Origin of the sequence: Bacillus sp. BF2-3, assembly GCF_008368795.1 — a bacterium.
Taxonomy (GTDB): domain Bacteria; phylum Bacillota; class Bacilli; order Bacillales; family Bacillaceae_G; genus Bacillus_A; species Bacillus_A cereus.
The window spans coordinates 161,599-177,781 of sequence record NZ_QOSA01000002.1; the positions used below are offsets into that span (position 1 = coordinate 161,599).

Below are 16,183 nucleotides of genomic sequence, written 5' to 3' on the forward strand. Positions count from 1 at the left end.
ATGTGAAAGCATAGCTTTTTGTTGTAATAATTATATTTTGTTTTGTGCAAAGTAAAGAAATCAAATGTTATTTAAATTACTTCTTTGTACCTTTACTTTTGTAGGGTTTGGCAGCTGCCTTTTTCTTTGCACTTGATTGCCAACGGTTCCATCCTTTACTTCCTGTACCTTGTCCTACACCTTTTTTCGGTTTTGCTTTCGTTTTACTCATATGATCACTCCGTTATATAAAAAATCTTATTTAATAATAGCCAATGTTTTAGAAAAATATTCTGGATAAATGACTATGTTTGTTTTAAGTAAAAACAAACTGCTTGAATGCTATAGTATATCATGAAATTGCAAGTAAACTGAAAGGAATTATAAAGAAAATGAAAATAATAAGAAATACTGCGGATTCTATATTCCGAACGATCACATTAATTATTGTGTATACGTTAGTTTCGGTCAGTGAAACATTTTTTGGATTGACGAGGCAGAAAAAGTAAAGATGTTAAATTAACAACAATCAATAAAGCCGTAAAATAAAGAATTGAAAAATATTTTAAAACTTTTTGTTGACTTTCTTTATTTTTTGTATAGAATAATCATTAATAAAATGTTTCAGAGATGTGACAACAAAACGACTATGAAAGGACGAGTAGTAGTAGGACGTAGTTTAAGCGAGTCAGGGGTGGTGTGAGCCTGATACGAAGCCTATTATGAAGAACCTCCTGGAGTTGCTAACCGAAATCCTTTATAGGAAAGTAGACTTAGCCGGGAACTTCGCCGTTACAAGAAGAACAGTATCGAGATATTTCATCTCCGTATTGTATAAGTGAGCAACCTCTGTTGCTAATTTGGGTGGTACCGCGGAACCAAAGCCTTTCGTCCCAGTTTTTTGGGAAAGAAGGGCTTTTTTTGTTGGCTTCTTTTCACAACATCCAAACATTTTAGGAGGAAACCACCATGTATCAATCATTAATGACAGTAAGAGAGACTCAAATTGCAATTAAGGAAGTTAAAACATTTTTCGAGGACCAATTAGCAAAACGCCTTGAACTATTCCGCGTATCTGCACCATTATTCGTAACGAAAAAATCAGGATTAAACGATCACCTAAACGGTGTAGAACGTCCAATTGAATTTGATATGTTACATTCAGGAGAAGAATTAGAAATTGTTCATTCACTAGCGAAATGGAAACGATTTGCATTACATGAATACGGATATGAAGCTGGTGAAGGTTTATATACAAACATGAACGCGATTCGTCGTGATGAAGAACTTGATGCAACGCATTCCATTTATGTTGACCAATGGGATTGGGAAAAAATCGTTCAAAAAGAATGGCGTACTGTTGAATACTTACAAAAAACAGTACAAACAATTTATGGAATATTCAAAGATTTAGAAGATCACTTATTTGAAAAATATCCGTTCCTTGGAAAGTATTTACCGGAAGAAATTGTTTTCGTTACTTCTCAAGAATTAGAAGATAAATATCCAGAATTAACACCGAAAGATCGTGAACATGCAATTGCAAAAGAACACGGTGCAGTCTTCATTATCGGAATTGGTGATGCACTTCGTTCAGGTGAAAAGCATGACGGACGCGCAGCTGATTATGACGATTGGAAATTAAACGGTGACATTTTATTCTGGCACCCAGTACTACAATCTTCATTTGAGTTATCATCAATGGGAATTCGTGTTGATAGTAAATCACTTGATGAGCAGTTAACGAAAACTGGTGAAGACTTCAAACGTGAGTATGATTTCCATAAAGGTATACTAGAAGACGTACTACCATTAACAATCGGCGGTGGCATTGGACAATCAAGAATGTGCATGTACTTCTTACGTAAAGCACATATCGGTGAAGTTCAATCTTCTGTATGGCCTGACGATTTACGTGAAGCTTGCAAGAAAGAAAACATTCATCTGTTTTAATAGAAGTAAGGGAATAGCTTAAATATAGAGCTATTCCCTCTTTTTTATAAAACATTACTTATTTATTACCGAGTTCTTCTGCTAAACCGATTAAAATTCCTTCGACTCCACGAATGTAGCAGAGACGATACGAGTTCTCGTACTGAACTACTTCGCCAACGAGCTCTGCACCATGCTTAGTGAGTCTCGATACCATTTCGTCAATATCCTCGACAGTGAACATGACGCGTAGATAACCGAGGGCGTTTACAGGAGCTGTTCGGTGATCTGCTATAGTAGGAGGGGTGAGAAATCGCGAAAGTTCAATTCGGCTGTGGCCATCTGGAGTGACCATCATAGCAATCTCTACGCACTGAGAACCGAGTCCAGTTACGCGACCAGCCCATTCACCTTCGACATTTGCTCGACCTTCGAGATTCAAGCCAATCTCCTCAAAGAAAGAGATTGCGTTATCAAGGGATTCTACAACGATGCTGACATTGTCCATTCGTAGTAATTTGTTTTTTGCCATAGTCTTATCTCCTTATGTATAAAAGTTTATTATTTAATTATCCTCATAATTATACTACTAAGTAGTTACAAATTCCTTTCAGTCAAAAACACCTTGTCACAGTATAGGAAAATGTGACAAGGTGTTTTTTAATATATCATATAGCATCTTGTTAACGAATAGCTTTTTAATTAATAGGAAGGAAGTAGATTAATATGTTTTTTTTATAAGCGTTACTAAACATATCAAATTAGCTCATTTGCACGAAAGGCTCAATTTTCGCCATAAATGATTGATGCAGCGCCTCAACGCCTGTTACTAAATGAAGGCGGTCAATAACGACAGACACTTTAATTTCTGATGTACTTACCATTTTAATATGAATATCTTCTTCTTTTAAAGTAGTGAACATATTTGCAGCGACACCTGGGTTAGATACCATGCCAGATCCTACGATTGATACTTTTGCTAAATGATTTTCATATTCTACTGCTTCATAGTGAAGTGCCTCTTGATTTTGTTCCAATACTTCTAATGTTTCTCTTAAATCATTAGAATGGATGGAGAAGGAGAGATGAACAGTTCCTTCATTTGTAATACTTTGAATGATGATATCTACATTAATATGTGCCGCTGCTAATGTAGAGAAAACAGTTGAAAGTGAACCTTGTTCTAATCCTTTCACTGTGATGCGTGTAATATTATCTTTAAATGCAATACCTTTAACGATTGATTGTTGTTCCATGTTACATTCTCCTTTTACAATTGTTCCGTTTTCTTGTTCCATACTTGAGCGAACTTCTAAAATGACATTATGATTTTTAGCAAACTCAACAGCACGCGGGTGTAATACACCAGCACCGAGGTTTGCAAGTTCTAACATTTCGTCATAAGAAATTTCATCTAATTTATAAGCATCTTTTACAACTCGTGGATCCGTCGTATATACGCCGGTCACATCTGTGTAAATATCACATTTTTTTGCGTTTAGTGCAGCAGCTAATGCGACAGCAGTTGTATCAGAACCGCCTCGTCCAAGCGTTGTAACTTCAAAATCTTCACTGACTCCTTGGAAACCAGCTACAATAACAATCGTACCTTCAGCAAGATAAGATTGAATACGATCTGTATGAATGTCAGTAATCCGTGCACTACTATGTACAGATTCTGTCGTAATACCTGCTTGCCACCCTGTTAATGAAATTGCATGATAGCCTTTTGCTTGCAGTGCCATTGTTAATAATGAAATAGTTACTTGTTCTCCTGTAGATAGAAGCATATCCATTTCACGTTTACTTGGATTTTCTGTGATAGCGTTAGCGAGTGCGACAAGTTCATCTGTGCTTTTTCCCATTGCTGAAACGACAGAGACAATGCTATGACCTCGTTCATATTCTTCAATAATTAAATTTGCTACATGTTGAATGCGTTCGACGCTTCCGACAGAAGTGCCACCGAATTTTTGAACAATTGTTTCCATTACAGATTCCTTCTTTCGTCTATTTTTAAGAATAGATTAGGAAATATATAAATCCCAATACTCCTGTAGTTACCAGAAAGACAAACAAAAAACACCATCTCAAATAAGTGAGGATGGTGCTGTTACAGGAAAAGGGAAACAGAAAACGGAGCTAATAAAAAAACCGCCAAAAAAGGAATATCATAAAAAATGATATCTCTTTTTTGTAGATAGCTCTTCATACGTACACGTCTGTACATATGACAGTTCTGTTTCTATTCGAAAACAGCCCCAATTGATAAATGCAGAGAAACTTATCAATTTCGGCAATACTTCCTTTCATCTAAGTTCATAGACATCTCTGTGTCTCCATTAGAATACTTATAAGTATCGCAACCTCTATCTCACGTTTTAGGCGAGAGTGTTTGATTTATGAAGTTGTTGGTAACATTTGTTTTATAATAATTTAAATTTTTCGGGGAATCAAGTGTTTTATATATATTTTAAAAATTCTTTCTTTTTTCTGAGGAAGTTTGTGAAAAATGTAGCAAAATAAATTCATTGCATGTACATTAAACTTATAGTGCATAGGAGGTGGGAGAATGAAAAGGAAACAGCCTATTTATGTTGCGACAAAAATGAACACGACGATGGGAAAATTATGGGAATATACGCAAGAACCAGATATACATACAGAGTGGGATGCTCGCTTTACTGAAATTTCGTATTTAGAGAAAAAAGAAGGAGAACCACAGAAGTTTTTGTATAAAACAAAGATTGGATTTGGGTTTGAAATAGCTGGAGAAGGGGAATCAATAGGTGAAATAAGAAAAGAAACTGGTGAAAGAATTTCCTCTTTAAAATTTTGGACGGATAATACATTATCTCTTATTCAAATAGGACGTGGTTATTGGAAGTATACGCCGAATAAAGAATACATCCATTTTGAGACACAATATGATTATGATACAAGATTTGGTCGTATAGGAAATGTGATAGATTCCTATATTTTTCGTCCGTTATTAGGTTGGGCGACTGCTTGGAGTTTTGATGCCTTAAAATTATGGTTAGAAAAGGGGCTTCATCCTAGGTTACTAATTAGAAGAACAATGACGTATTGGCTCGTATGTTTTTTATTTGCTTTTGTATGGATATATCAAGGGATAGTGCCAAAACTACTTTTTACTCATTTAGAAGAAGTAAAGATGCTTTCTGTATTAATCGGTTCAAATGAAAATAGTGTATATATACTTAAAATAATTGGGGTGTTAGAAATAATTTTCGGTGTTGTATGGCTGTTGCCAATAACAAAACGAAAATTATTTATACTGCATATTATTGTATTACTAGTTTTAACATTAGCGGCAGGATTTACGAATATTGCAAGCTTTACAGAGCCGTTTAATCCGATTACATTAAATGTTCTTCTAATGGGGTTATCAATTGTCGGTTATATAAATAGTTGCGATTTACCAAGAGCGAAAAATTGCAATAGGGCGAGAAAGGGATAAGTGTATGGTTAATATATATGAACGATTATTAGGGGATACCTATAAAAATCTTCATCCTGAATTGCAGAAGCGTTATGCGATTACAGAAGAGAATAGTTTTACAGGTGAAGGAAAGATGGATGAAATTTACGGTGGCTCTTTTTTCGTGAAATTTATATTAAAAATTGCATCGAAGTTTCGAATGTTTTTCTCGGAACGAGGAGAGGAAATTCCATTTACGATACAAAACATAGCTGAGCGAGATGAATATGGACAAGAATTAGTAAGGTGGAACCGTACTTTTTATTTTCATAATAAGAAAAGATATTTTAATGCAGTTATGCAATTGGATGGAAACGAAAATGAAATTGTAGATTATTTTGGCGAACCACATTTACTCGTTTCTACACTGCATTTTCATATCGATGAGTTAGGGGCAATGCATATTTCTTCAAAGAAACAATGGTTTTATATGTTTGGAAGAAAAATGCCGTTACCAAAATTTTTGTATGGTGAAGCAAAAATTGTTGAAAGTTATGATGCAACACTACAGTGTTTTCGAATTCATGTACAAGTACGAAACCCGTTAATTGGCTCGCTTTTTTCATATAAGGGAACATTTGTGGAAAGGAAATAAACGATATGAAAAATATAATATTTGGGCTTGCTTGTTATGTTGTTTTTCTAATATATGAGTGGTTGAATATAAATCCTGTTGAAGCAATTATATTATTATCTGTTTTATTATTTATACCAATGTCACTTTGTATTATTGATAAAAGAAAAAGAGATGGATCGTATTTATTATTTTATAAATTCGTATCGTTTTTATATCCAATCGCAGCAATTTGTGCAATGCTAGCTTTCGTCACAAATTACAATGTATTTGCGCTAGTTTGGTTTGTATATACAGGAATTGTTGCGTTATTTGGTGTAAGTAGATTGCTAGAAAGAGGATGGAAGCCGTTAGAAGAGATCGCCATAGATAGTGCGTTTATTTATTTGTTTTTAGGTGGTTTTTGGTTTTTTGCTTCAGTAGCAAAACTTTCAATTATGCATTTTAGCTCTGACATTGTTTTACTCACAGCAGCGCATTTTCATTATTCGGCGTTTCTATTGCCATTATCAGCTGGTTTAATAGGGAGAAAAAGAGAAAAGAGAAGTAAAGTATATGATGCTATTATGTTTATCATCATGATTTCACCTATGACAGTTGCAATAGGAATTACATACTCGAGAATATTTGAATTTTTTGCAGTGCTCCTATATTTATGTGCCATTTATGGATATGGATTTTACGTTTGGAGAGCAAAATTTAATGCTATCAGTGCAAAGATTCTTTTAATCGTTTCGTCTAGTACACTCATGGTTACAATTATGTTCTCACTTATATATTCATACGGAAATTTGAAGCATGTAATGACGATTACAATTGCTCAAATGGTTTGGATTCACGGTGTTGTCAACGGAATTGGAGTAGCGTTACCGGCATTTGTCGGCTGGATGATCGAAAAGAGTGTTCCGAATTATAAATACTATGGGAAACCAATGAGTAAATTAAGAGGAAGTGTGGCAATTGGTGAGGCTTTTTTATATAGCGGCAATTTAGTAGGCAGTAAGGAATACAACGGTTTAGTTGATCAAATAACTGATTTTCATAGTGAGTCATTTGACGTGACGAAGGTACCTTTAAGTATTATTCGTTTTTATGAAAATACAACAGAGTATGAGTTGCAATCAAATATTAAATGGGCTCGTTGGTTCCGCCTATTTGCATTTTGTTATGAGAAAATGAGCAAGCATGTAGGACAAATACATTTAGGGATGGGCGGCAATTGGGAAACGATGCATGGCTCTATCATTAGTGTAATAGATGAGAAAGATGGAAGAGAGAATGTAAGGGCTTGGATAAGGAAAAATGAAGCAGGTGAATCTATTTTTGTAGCTCTTTATTCAAAGCATACAAATAAGAATGAGACATATATGAATATCGCCTTACCTTTACCTTATTCGAATATGACTGGTATTTTGAAACTATATAATGATAATCATGATTTAATCATTACTAGTAAGTTAAGAGAAAATGGCCAGGGAGATGAGGGGATTTATTTACATACTCGGTTCTTAACAATCCGTTTACCGTTAGCAGAGACTTTCATCATTACAGAGGGTAAGGATAAAATGTTAACAGCTCATCATAGCATGTGGCTATTTGGACTTGAATTTTTACATATTCATTATAAGATTGAAAAAATTGCACAGAAGTAAGAAAGGCTTGGATGGGTTTCCAAGCTTTTTTATGTATGGGTAATTGTCATAGAAATTTGTTTATTTAGCTCATTATCCCAAACACGTTGAATTTCAAAAGTGCCTGTTTCAAAAAATAATGGGAATCTTTCTTTAAACCAAGTTTGCACAGGTAGCTTTAGTGCTGTATTGATTGGTATCCATAATAATTCACCCTCAGGAGGATTCAAAAGAAGTTCACCTTCAAATGAGTCTGTCCAATAGTTAAATACCATATATCGAACATTATCTTTCGGATTGACATATTCATCTAATCCTTTAAAAGTTAAATTGGAAACAAGTAATCCAGTTTCTTCTTTTACTTCTCTTATAGCGGCTTGAACGATACTTTCGGGGAAATCTACTTTGCCGCCAGGAGCGATGTAGCCAGGGAAACCTCGATGGCTGGGGCGTTTTATGAGTAAAATTTCATTGTTACGTTGGATCATACACATTGTATAGATCTGATGTTCGATGTTATGTGAATTTGGAGGCATAATGATGTATTCTCCTTTATATTTTTTTGATAATTTTACCATAACATAATTGTTTCTTATATAATTAGAAATGGAATGTTATAAATTTTCAGTTATATATTATAAATTCTATAGTCATTCGAAAAGAGGGGAGAGACATGCAAGGAGAAATACAAAAGGAGAAAAGTTTAGGTTATATTGGAAAATTATTATTACCAGTTAAAGTATCAACGCACTTTAAGTTTTTATGGATTGGACAATTACTCTCGGCCTTAGGTAGTTCGATAACTATGGTCATACTTCCAGTTGTTGTGTATTCATTAACTGGTTCAACAGTTGTAATGGGGATGACGATGGCAATGTACATGCTACCTAATATTCTTGCTTTACCGTTTGCGGGTTTAATTGTAGACCGAATTGATCGGGTTAGGTTAATGTTATTTACGGATATAATCCGCTGTATATTAATGCTATTACTTGCATCGCTTATATTTATGGATTTATTAACAATTACGATTTTATATATTCTCGTTGCCATATACGGACTTATGGAAGGGATATTCCAACCAGCATATTCTGCTGTAAGGGCGAAAGTATTCGTCCCTGAAATTCGTAATGCAGCTAACGCACTCACTCAAATGAGTAATCAAGGTATACGATTAATTGGGCCAGCACTTGGTGGGTTAATCGTATCGGTTGCATCTGCAGGGATAGGTTTCGGACTAGATGCAGCAACGTACTTATTATCATTTTTATGTTTATTATTTTTAAAAGAAATTAAGTTTAAAAAAGTAAAACCCATTGAAAAGAGTAAGCTTAATTACAAACAAGAGTTTATGGAAGGTGTTTTAGTTTTAAAAAGTCATCCGTGGCTGTGGATTACAATTTTAGTTTTTTCTTTTATAAATATTTGTTATGCCGGTATTATCGTCGTATTAATTCCATGGTTATTTAATGTTCATCATCATTTTGAAGCTTACTTGTATGGACTTGGCATGGCCTTTTCTGGTGGTGGGGCTGTAATTGCCGCATTAATATTTGGTGGGAAAGAGCTGTGGCATAAGAGAGGATTACTGGCTTATGGAGGTGTTTTAATGAGTGGCATTGCTTTATTAATTATGCCATTCATTTCTTGGGCACCCGCTTTAATATTCTTAATGGCAATTGAAGGATTTGGCATGATGATATTTGGACTCATTTGGGAAACGAGTTTACAGGAGCTTGTACCAGAAGAAGCATTCGGAAGAGTGGCAAGCCTTGATATGTTGGGTTCTTTTGCTTTATTGCCATTAGGATACGTAGTTGTAGGCTGGTTAGCTACTGTCATAGGTGGCGAGGTAACTATTATAACACTAGCTAGTTTAGTAATTTTAACAATTGGAATAGCATTGTCTGTACCGAGTATTCGTCGATTTAATTGATTATATGGGAAAAGAGGGCTAGACCTATATAGAAAATAACTTAGCATATAATCAACTAGTATTAATAAAACATCTTTGTAATGAAAAGCCTTCCATACACATTTGGCACAAAAAAATTAGTATGGAAGCAACAAAAATAGAAATCACAAAAGAAGTGACGGAAGCGATACAAGTAGGTTTCAAAAAAGAAGAATAAGCCCTAAAGAAATTAGGACTTATTCTTCATTAAATACAAATGTTTGTTTCATTTTTTTACCTTCATTTACCGGATGGCCGTTATAAGAGAAATTCTTTTCTTCCCAAGTGATCACAACTTTAAAATTATGACTATTAAAGTCTAATGGGAATACCATGTAGTCAAAGCTTGTATGACTTTTAGAAATGTTTTCATTAGGTGTAGAAGGTTTAAAGGTAGCTTTAGAGGTAGGATTGTTATCAAGTATTTCCACAGATACATTTGATACATCATGACCGATGTTTTTTACGAGTAAACTATACGTATCAAATACACCTTGTTTTGGCTGGATTGCTTGCTTGTTTGGATTATGGGATTTATCAATTTCGACATACCATTGTTTAGACTTTGACGCAATCGGCAGTGACTGAAATGTGTAAGCACTAGCTTGCATTGGTAGTGCTAAACATATAAGCGTAAAGAGAGTTAATATTTTTCGTTTCATTTTTTTTAGAGCTCCCATTCTTTAATGGATTTACTTGTTATTATCTTCTCTTTTTGAGATAATATACCATACGATTTTAGGGGAGGATATATTGAAAGAACTCATAAGTATGGGAAGTAGTATTTTTTTACAATTATTATTTTTGTATATATTTATTTCTGGTGTTTTATTAGAACTCAATCCATGGTATGCAGTAGTTGCTTATGTAACTATTGCTATAATAAGTCTTCTTCTGGGGGTATACTCGATGATTTTCTCTATGAAGAGAAGGCCGAATACCCTTTTTCTAACACTACCAGGTGGAATTATAATAACATTATTTTCAATTTTAATTATTGGCTTTACAGTATTCGATTATTTTTTACCAGAAGGAGGTATTCCGCCTGTCATTCGTTTGTAGTATGAGTGAATTGATGGAGTTCCTATTTTTTATTGTTAATCTTTCTAATTAAGCGACATATATATTAAAAAAAGGAAGCTGTGTAGAGATTTTTTGCATAGTCTCCTTTTTTGTTTTTGTAATTAATAATAGATGTGCTTAAGGATGCTTAAAAGTATATCAGTAATATTAATTTATCGATATAAAGAAGAGGTGCGATTGTTTGTCAAAATAAATTTGGATTTGAAAAAAATCCCAATGGATATGTTAAAATAACATTGTCATACAACAAGGGGGATTTGTTTTATGGAAAATGGACATCTTGCTAAAGTAGACTTAACGAAAAAAATTGAATCAAAATCTAAGTACAATAAGAAATTAGAAAAATATCAAAGGCGCTTATTAGCATTACAGCAAATTTTGAAAGAAGAAAAAATCGCGGTTATGCTTGTTATGGAAGGATGGGATGCGGCTGGTAAAGGTGGGGCAATTAAGCGGGTGACGGAACATCTTGACCCACGTGGGTTCCAAGTAGATCCAATTGGAGCGCCTGCACCTCATGAAAAACGTTACCATTATTTGCAACGTTTCTGGCGCAAAATTCCACAGTACGGGCAAATCACCATTTTTGATCGCTCATGGTACGGTCGTGTGTTAGTTGAGCGTGTTGAAGGATTTGCTACAAAGGAAGAGTGGATGAGAGCATATGATGAGATTAATGATTTTGAAAAACTACTAACAGATGACCATTACATAATAGGGAAGTTCTTCTACCATATAAGTAAAGAGGAACAGTTAAAGAGATTTAAAGATAGAGAGAAAAATCCTTTGAAAAGATGGAAAATTACAGACGAAGATTGGCGTAATCGTGAAAAATGGGATGAATATGTTGAAGCAATGGAAGACATGTTTGAAAAAACAAGTAAGCCGAATGCGAAGTGGCATATTATTGAAAGTAACGATAAATTGTATGCCCGTGTGAAAACGTTAAAAATCATTATTTCATTCATTGAGGATTATTTCTTAGAACATGGTATAGAATTGCCTTCTTATTATTATGAAATGAAAGAGGATATTGAAGTTTTGCAAGATGTAGGTGTGAAAGAGTAAAAAAGAAAATGGCCCTGTGAATTGGTGAAACCAAATTATGGGGCTTTTTTATTTAGAAACATTTTACAATTAACAGAATAAGGTATATAATCAATAATCATATTAACATTGTTAATATGATTATTGATTATATAATGTGTGGGGGTTTTACTTTGAAGGGAAGAGATGTTGTTTTAGGTTTATTAATGGAAAAGGAATTGTCTGGTTACGATATTAAAATTGTGTTTGAAGACGTATTTACTCATTTTTTTGATGGAAGTTTTGGAATGATTTATCCAACGTTACGACAATTGGAGAATGAAGGGAAAATAAAAAAAGAGGTTGTCATGCAAGAGGGGAAACCGAATAAGAAAATGTACTTTATTACAGATGAAGGACGTGAAGAGTTTTATCAATACATGCAGACGCCTGTAGAGAAGGATGCTTTACGTTCGGATTTTTTAATGAGAATGTATTTTGGTAACTATAGTGATGATGTAACAATAAAAAAATGGATTAAAGATGAAATTGAAAGAAAAGAAGCGTACATTGCAGATCTTCGATTGAAATATGAAAAGTGGAGAGTAGGTATTACTTTCGTCGAAGAAATTTCACTAGATGTAGGTATTGCATCGTATAGTGCACAAGTGGAGACTTTGAAGAAAAAATTAGAAGAGTTAGAGGCGAAAGAAAACAATAAAACAGAAGAATGAAAAACGCGTTCACAATAAATAAAGGGGTATATAAAGATGGAGCAATCAAAGGGTATTAAGATTGTCTTTTTAATGTGTCTAGGTATCTTTCTTTGTATGATTGATACGACAATTATGAATATAGCTTTACCGGCAATACAATCGAGTGTAAATACTTCGTTAGAAAAGATGTCTTGGGTATTAAATGTTTATACAATGACGATTGCAGTACTTGCCATTCCGTTAGGGCGGATAGCTGATATCTTTGGAAAAGCAAAGATGTATATTCTGGGTCTGGTGATTTTTGGTGGTGGATCGGTACTTTGCGCTTTTGCTAATACAGGTGATTTTCTTATTTTTTCTCGTTTTATACAAAGTATTGGGGCAGCGATTTTATTTCCAACAAGTATGGTAATTGGTGTATCAGCTATGCCATTAGCTAAAAGGCATGTTGCGCTTGCGATTTTAGGAGTAACACAAGGATTGTCAGCTGCTATGGGACCAGTAATAGGTGGAATTATTACGCAAAATTTAGGATGGAGATGGGTGTTCTTCGTTAATGTTCCGGTTTGTATAATAGGAATCGTGTTATGTTGCATCATGCTACAAATAAAAAATGAAGAACGTATTATCTCAAAAATAGATTGGATAGGACTACTATTAAGTAGCACAGCAATTTTTTCATTTACTCTCATATTAGTAAAAGGTAATACATGGGGATGGCAAAGTAATATTGCTTTGTCTTGTTATGCAATTAGCACTATTTCTCTTATTCTATTTATTTTAGTAGAACGAAAGATTCATAACCCAATGGTGAATTTAAAGTTATTTCAAGATCGAATGTTTGTCGGAGCGTCGATCGTTGTTATATTGAGTAATTTATTTTTAATTGGAGTTACTGTATTGCTTCCAACGTTCTTGACGAAACTACAGGGTCGAACGGAAATTGAAGCGGCTTTTTTAGTGACACCTATTTCAGCAATGATATTTTTTGTCTCACCAGTTGCAGCAACTTTAATTAAAAAACTCGGAAAAGTAACTATTATTTTGTCAGGATTTCTTGTTATGGGGCTTTCCTACTATTGGTTGCAAATGATTGATGTTCATTCAACAAATATAGAAATTATTATTCCATGTATGATATTAGGTGTTGGATATGGTTTAGTAGTGGGGCCAATTACAGTTTTAAGTGCGTCTTCGTTTGAAGGAGAATTGTTAACTGCTTCTCAAAGTGTTGTATCAATGTTACGACAAGTCGGAATTGTATTGGCAGTCGCAATATTTGTCTCTAACTTAACTCACAATTTAACTGTAAATAAAGAAAAAGTATATCGTTATGCAGAAGAAAAGGTGCGTACTATTCATGTGAATAGTACTGAGCAAACTGAAATTTTACAAATGACTAAAGAGAAAATAGAGAATCAAAGTTTAGAGTCGAATATAAATAAGAAACAAAATGCAATGACAATGGGATTAAGTAAAGAGAAAAAGGAAGAATTGATTCGCGACAAGACGGATGAAATATTAAGAAAAGTTCCAGTAGAATATAGAGATGTAAAAAGAGAAGAAGTTATGAGGAAAGTGACAAAAGAAGTTGAAAAACAAGAGGAAAGTATAAAGAAAGAGGTACTCACATTTTCAAATGATGTGAATCATTATGCCAAGAATCAGATGGCTATGAGTTTTACAGATTTATATAAAGCAAGTGTGCCAATTATTTTAATTTGTGCTTTCGTAAGTTTGTTGTTTTGGGAAGGGAAAGCTTTGAGTAAAAAGAGAAAGGGAAGGATAGTAGAAGAAGCGTAAAGGAAAACAGGCTGCTATTAGCCTGTTTTCCTTACGTTAGTATGAAAAATCTGGATTTAATTCTTTAAATTTATGACTATAATGCCTTTTATTATTAAAACCAACAAAATCAATTCCGACGCAAGATTCTAAATTTCCGTCTACAATCGTAGAATCCACGAAGCTTAAATGTTTTAATTTTTGTAGTTCTTTAATGAATTGTAGATTTCGTATGTTACCACAACTTGATAAGATGAGAGTTTCTAATTCCGTTAAATAGCGCAAATATTCGTGGTTTTTAAGCTTACTGCAATGGTCGAATTCGATGTGTTTTAAAGTTGAAGCATTGTTTTCAATTTCGTCAATATGCTCTAAATTTCTTAAATAATTGAGTTCTAAATGCTTTAATTTAGGTAATGACCTACATCCTTTTAATGAATTAATGTTCCCTTGTGTAATGCTTAGTTTTTCAATTTTTTGTAAAGACATTAATTCTTCAAGGTTCTTTTGTTTCGGTTTGTATTTCCAAATGTATAGTTCTTTTAAGTTAGGACAAGATTCGAAGCCTTTAATGTTTTTATTACACTTTATGTGAAGTTCCTCTAAATTTGTAAAGCTTTCTAGCTCTGTTAAGTTTAGTGGAACTTGTGGTTCTTCTAGTGATAAAGATTTTAAGTTTTTTAATTTATATAGGGCTGAATAATCAGTAATATATATACTACTAATGTGTAAGCTTTCAATTTGCGGGCAGTGTTCAAGAAAATTAATATGGTGCAAACTATACCTAAAATCATTAATGTAAACATCAGTAAAGTTGTTTGTATTAATGAAGTCTACGTATTCATCCAGTCTGTTTTCATGGATTTGTACTGTGCCATCCATAACTAAAAAGTTTTGTGGTTTCTTTTTGATAGATATTTGTAAAGGATTCATGTATTGAAATATTTCTGTCTTGTTTTCTAAAATAGTTTCAACACTTCTTTTGACAGTTGGAACATTGTCTCTTTGTTTGTAAGCTATTAAGGTTGACTTTATTTCTGACGGATCTGCTAATAAAATTTTTGGAGCCATTTTATATAGTACATCTTCATTTGCAGGTATACAGCTAACCATTGCATCAAGTGCTATTAAACTTAAAGGGTGTCCTTTTGTTAGCCAAGACTTAATTCGTCTCCAAGTTAGTTGTGATACTGCAGCTAATCGCGCCCAATCGTTATGAAATGATACTGCATGTTCCTCTATCCAATCTAATGTTTCTGAGGATTGAAAAGAATGCAGACAAATGAAGGAAGTGGTCGGAAGCTCACTTTTTAATACTGTTTTTAGCCTTTCTATTACTAAAGGAAAGGCTTCTTCAAATGGTAAACAATAAGCTGCAGCGTGAGAAAGAGGTGCAAGTAAATCTTCATCAAATGCCTTCCACAGTTTTCTTATCCAATCTGAGGCGAATTCTCCTAGTATACATATAACAATCTCAAGTAATCTAGTTTTAATTACACCATTCATTGTGTTTGAAAAGCGGTTTATAACAGCATCTAGTACTTCGTTTTGATCGTACCTATTAAGAGCTTCAATTTCTGCTTCTTGAAGAAACCATCTAGTCATGGTGTAATCAAGTAATTCCTCTAAACTAGAGCGAACTTCTTCTAAAGTGGGCACGGGTGTAAGTTTGTGCTCATTCATCTCTAATTTTGGTTGCTTCGCTTTACCATCTTCTTCATAAAAACTATCATGCAAATAATATTTATAAGGTGAGTGAATCATTACAAGGTGGTACCATTCTTTAGGATGTAAAGATAACGAAATAAGACGCTCATGACATCGGTTACATAATTTATAAGGTTGATTTGCTTGATCGGATTCTTCTATTTTATATACTGGATCATGTTTGCAAGCTTCACATAATTCTACTGTTTTTTTCATTGTTTCATCCTTGCCTATTGTGAATAGTAGTATTTTTAATATAGCATGGGATAAGTCGAGTATGATCAGAAAGTTTTTTAG

15 protein-coding genes, 1 riboswitch and 1 other annotated feature are annotated in these 16,183 nt (G+C 33.7%); of the genes, 9 read left to right on the plus strand and 6 right to left on the minus strand.

The features are described from left to right. Positions 1 to 76 precede the first annotated feature (76 nt). On the minus strand, positions 77 to 211 hold the full coding sequence (locus DN401_RS02990; RefSeq protein WP_000047588.1) for a DUF3934 domain-containing protein: 135 nt from the start codon (positions 209 to 211) through the stop codon (positions 77 to 79). Positions 212 to 619: 408 nt separating this feature from the next. Beyond that, positions 620 to 878: a binding site (T-box leader), on the plus strand. Between the two features lie 70 nt (positions 879 to 948). Between DN401_RS02990 and asnA the strand changes: the two genes are divergently transcribed. Next, positions 949 to 1,932: an aspartate--ammonia ligase gene (asnA, locus tag DN401_RS02995; RefSeq protein WP_000284917.1), complete on the plus strand. Its 984-nt coding sequence runs from the start codon at positions 949 to 951 to the stop codon at positions 1,930 to 1,932. A 58-nt stretch (positions 1,933 to 1,990) separates the two neighbouring features. Here asnA and DN401_RS03000 read toward each other — a convergent pair whose 3' ends face one another. Then, positions 1,991 to 2,443 (minus strand): VOC family protein, encoded by a 453-nt coding sequence (locus DN401_RS03000; protein WP_001107259.1) that lies wholly within the window; start codon positions 2,441 to 2,443, stop codon positions 1,991 to 1,993. A gap of 229 nt (positions 2,444 to 2,672) precedes the next feature. Beyond that, positions 2,673 to 3,902, minus strand: coding sequence for an aspartate kinase (locus DN401_RS03005; protein WP_149287508.1), 1,230 nt, complete (start codon positions 3,900 to 3,902; stop codon positions 2,673 to 2,675). A 202-nt stretch (positions 3,903 to 4,104) separates the two neighbouring features. Next, positions 4,105 to 4,291: riboswitch (Lysine riboswitch) on the minus strand. Between the two features lie 192 nt (positions 4,292 to 4,483). Here DN401_RS03005 and DN401_RS03015 point away from each other — a divergent pair. The 3 genes from DN401_RS03015 to DN401_RS03025 are packed head-to-tail and all read left to right on the plus strand — an operon-like array spanning position 4,484 to position 7,639. Next, positions 4,484 to 5,392: a DoxX-like family protein gene (locus DN401_RS03015; protein ID WP_000823954.1), complete on the plus strand. Its 909-nt coding sequence runs from the start codon at positions 4,484 to 4,486 to the stop codon at positions 5,390 to 5,392. Positions 5,393 to 5,396: 4 nt separating this feature from the next. Beyond that, positions 5,397 to 6,008: a DUF4166 domain-containing protein gene (locus DN401_RS03020; RefSeq protein ID WP_000247278.1), complete on the plus strand. Its 612-nt coding sequence runs from the start codon at positions 5,397 to 5,399 to the stop codon at positions 6,006 to 6,008. Between the two features lie 5 nt (positions 6,009 to 6,013). After that, entirely contained in the window at positions 6,014 to 7,639 is a 1,626-nt protein-coding gene (locus tag DN401_RS03025; protein WP_000789380.1) for a YndJ family protein, read from the plus strand. A gap of 29 nt (positions 7,640 to 7,668) precedes the next feature. Here DN401_RS03025 and DN401_RS03030 read toward each other — a convergent pair whose 3' ends face one another. Further along, positions 7,669 to 8,154, minus strand: coding sequence for an 8-oxo-dGTP diphosphatase (locus DN401_RS03030; RefSeq protein ID WP_001134944.1), 486 nt, complete (start codon positions 8,152 to 8,154; stop codon positions 7,669 to 7,671). Positions 8,155 to 8,291: 137 nt separating this feature from the next. On the opposite strand from DN401_RS03030, the gene DN401_RS03035 reads away from it, so the two are divergent. Beyond that, complete coding sequence (locus DN401_RS03035; protein ID WP_001161163.1) at positions 8,292 to 9,554, plus strand: MFS transporter; 1,263 nt, start codon at positions 8,292 to 8,294, stop codon at positions 9,552 to 9,554. Positions 9,555 to 9,769: 215 nt separating this feature from the next. Here the strand turns inward: DN401_RS03035 and DN401_RS03040 are convergent, their stop codons facing one another. Then, positions 9,770 to 10,234, minus strand: a complete 465-nt coding sequence (locus tag DN401_RS03040) for a hypothetical protein (protein ID WP_000823331.1) — start codon at positions 10,232 to 10,234, stop codon at positions 9,770 to 9,772. A 91-nt stretch (positions 10,235 to 10,325) separates the two neighbouring features. Here DN401_RS03040 and DN401_RS03045 point away from each other — a divergent pair, with 91 nt between their 5' ends. From DN401_RS03045 to DN401_RS03060, 4 genes are all read left to right on the plus strand, one after another. After that, the gene (locus DN401_RS03045; protein ID WP_000661243.1) at positions 10,326 to 10,634 is read left to right on the plus strand and encodes a hypothetical protein; all 309 of its coding nucleotides are present in this window, start codon (positions 10,326 to 10,328) and stop codon (positions 10,632 to 10,634) included. 285 nt (positions 10,635 to 10,919) lie between these two features. Continuing rightward, positions 10,920 to 11,723: a polyphosphate kinase 2 family protein gene (locus DN401_RS03050; RefSeq protein ID WP_000427312.1), complete on the plus strand. Its 804-nt coding sequence runs from the start codon at positions 10,920 to 10,922 to the stop codon at positions 11,721 to 11,723. A gap of 152 nt (positions 11,724 to 11,875) precedes the next feature. Next, the gene (locus DN401_RS03055; protein ID WP_000678332.1) at positions 11,876 to 12,415 is read left to right on the plus strand and encodes a PadR family transcriptional regulator; all 540 of its coding nucleotides are present in this window, start codon (positions 11,876 to 11,878) and stop codon (positions 12,413 to 12,415) included. Positions 12,416 to 12,451: 36 nt separating this feature from the next. Beyond that, on the plus strand, positions 12,452 to 14,200 hold the full coding sequence (locus DN401_RS03060) for an MFS transporter (protein WP_000438114.1): 1,749 nt from the start codon (positions 12,452 to 12,454) through the stop codon (positions 14,198 to 14,200). Between the two features lie 36 nt (positions 14,201 to 14,236). On the opposite strand, the gene DN401_RS03065 is transcribed toward DN401_RS03060, so the two are convergent. Continuing rightward, on the minus strand, positions 14,237 to 16,102 hold the full coding sequence (locus DN401_RS03065; RefSeq protein ID WP_000754355.1) for a leucine-rich repeat domain-containing protein: 1,866 nt from the start codon (positions 16,100 to 16,102) through the stop codon (positions 14,237 to 14,239). Between the last annotated feature and the right edge of the window lie 81 nt (positions 16,103 to 16,183).

Coding starts and splice junctions, on each gene's coding strand:
- DN401_RS03025 (WP_000789380.1), top strand. CDS start 6,014: ATGAAAAATATAATATTTGGGCTTGCTTGTTATGTTGTTTTTCTAATA.
- DN401_RS02990 (WP_000047588.1), bottom strand. CDS start 211: ATGAGTAAAACGAAAGCAAAACCGAAAAAAGGTGTAGGACAAGGTACA.
- asnA (WP_000284917.1), top strand. CDS start 949: ATGTATCAATCATTAATGACAGTAAGAGAGACTCAAATTGCAATTAAG.
- DN401_RS03065 (WP_000754355.1), bottom strand. CDS start 16,102: ATGAAAAAAACAGTAGAATTATGTGAAGCTTGCAAACATGATCCAGTA.
- DN401_RS03060 (WP_000438114.1), top strand. CDS start 12,452: ATGGAGCAATCAAAGGGTATTAAGATTGTCTTTTTAATGTGTCTAGGT.
- DN401_RS03005 (WP_149287508.1), bottom strand. CDS start 3,902: ATGGAAACAATTGTTCAAAAATTCGGTGGCACTTCTGTCGGAAGCGTC.
- DN401_RS03030 (WP_001134944.1), bottom strand. CDS start 8,154: ATGCCTCCAAATTCACATAACATCGAACATCAGATCTATACAATGTGT.
- DN401_RS03000 (WP_001107259.1), bottom strand. CDS start 2,443: ATGGCAAAAAACAAATTACTACGAATGGACAATGTCAGCATCGTTGTA.
- DN401_RS03040 (WP_000823331.1), bottom strand. CDS start 10,234: ATGAAACGAAAAATATTAACTCTCTTTACGCTTATATGTTTAGCACTA.
- DN401_RS03020 (WP_000247278.1), top strand. CDS start 5,397: ATGGTTAATATATATGAACGATTATTAGGGGATACCTATAAAAATCTT.
- DN401_RS03015 (WP_000823954.1), top strand. CDS start 4,484: ATGAAAAGGAAACAGCCTATTTATGTTGCGACAAAAATGAACACGACG.
- DN401_RS03035 (WP_001161163.1), top strand. CDS start 8,292: ATGCAAGGAGAAATACAAAAGGAGAAAAGTTTAGGTTATATTGGAAAA.
- DN401_RS03050 (WP_000427312.1), top strand. CDS start 10,920: ATGGAAAATGGACATCTTGCTAAAGTAGACTTAACGAAAAAAATTGAA.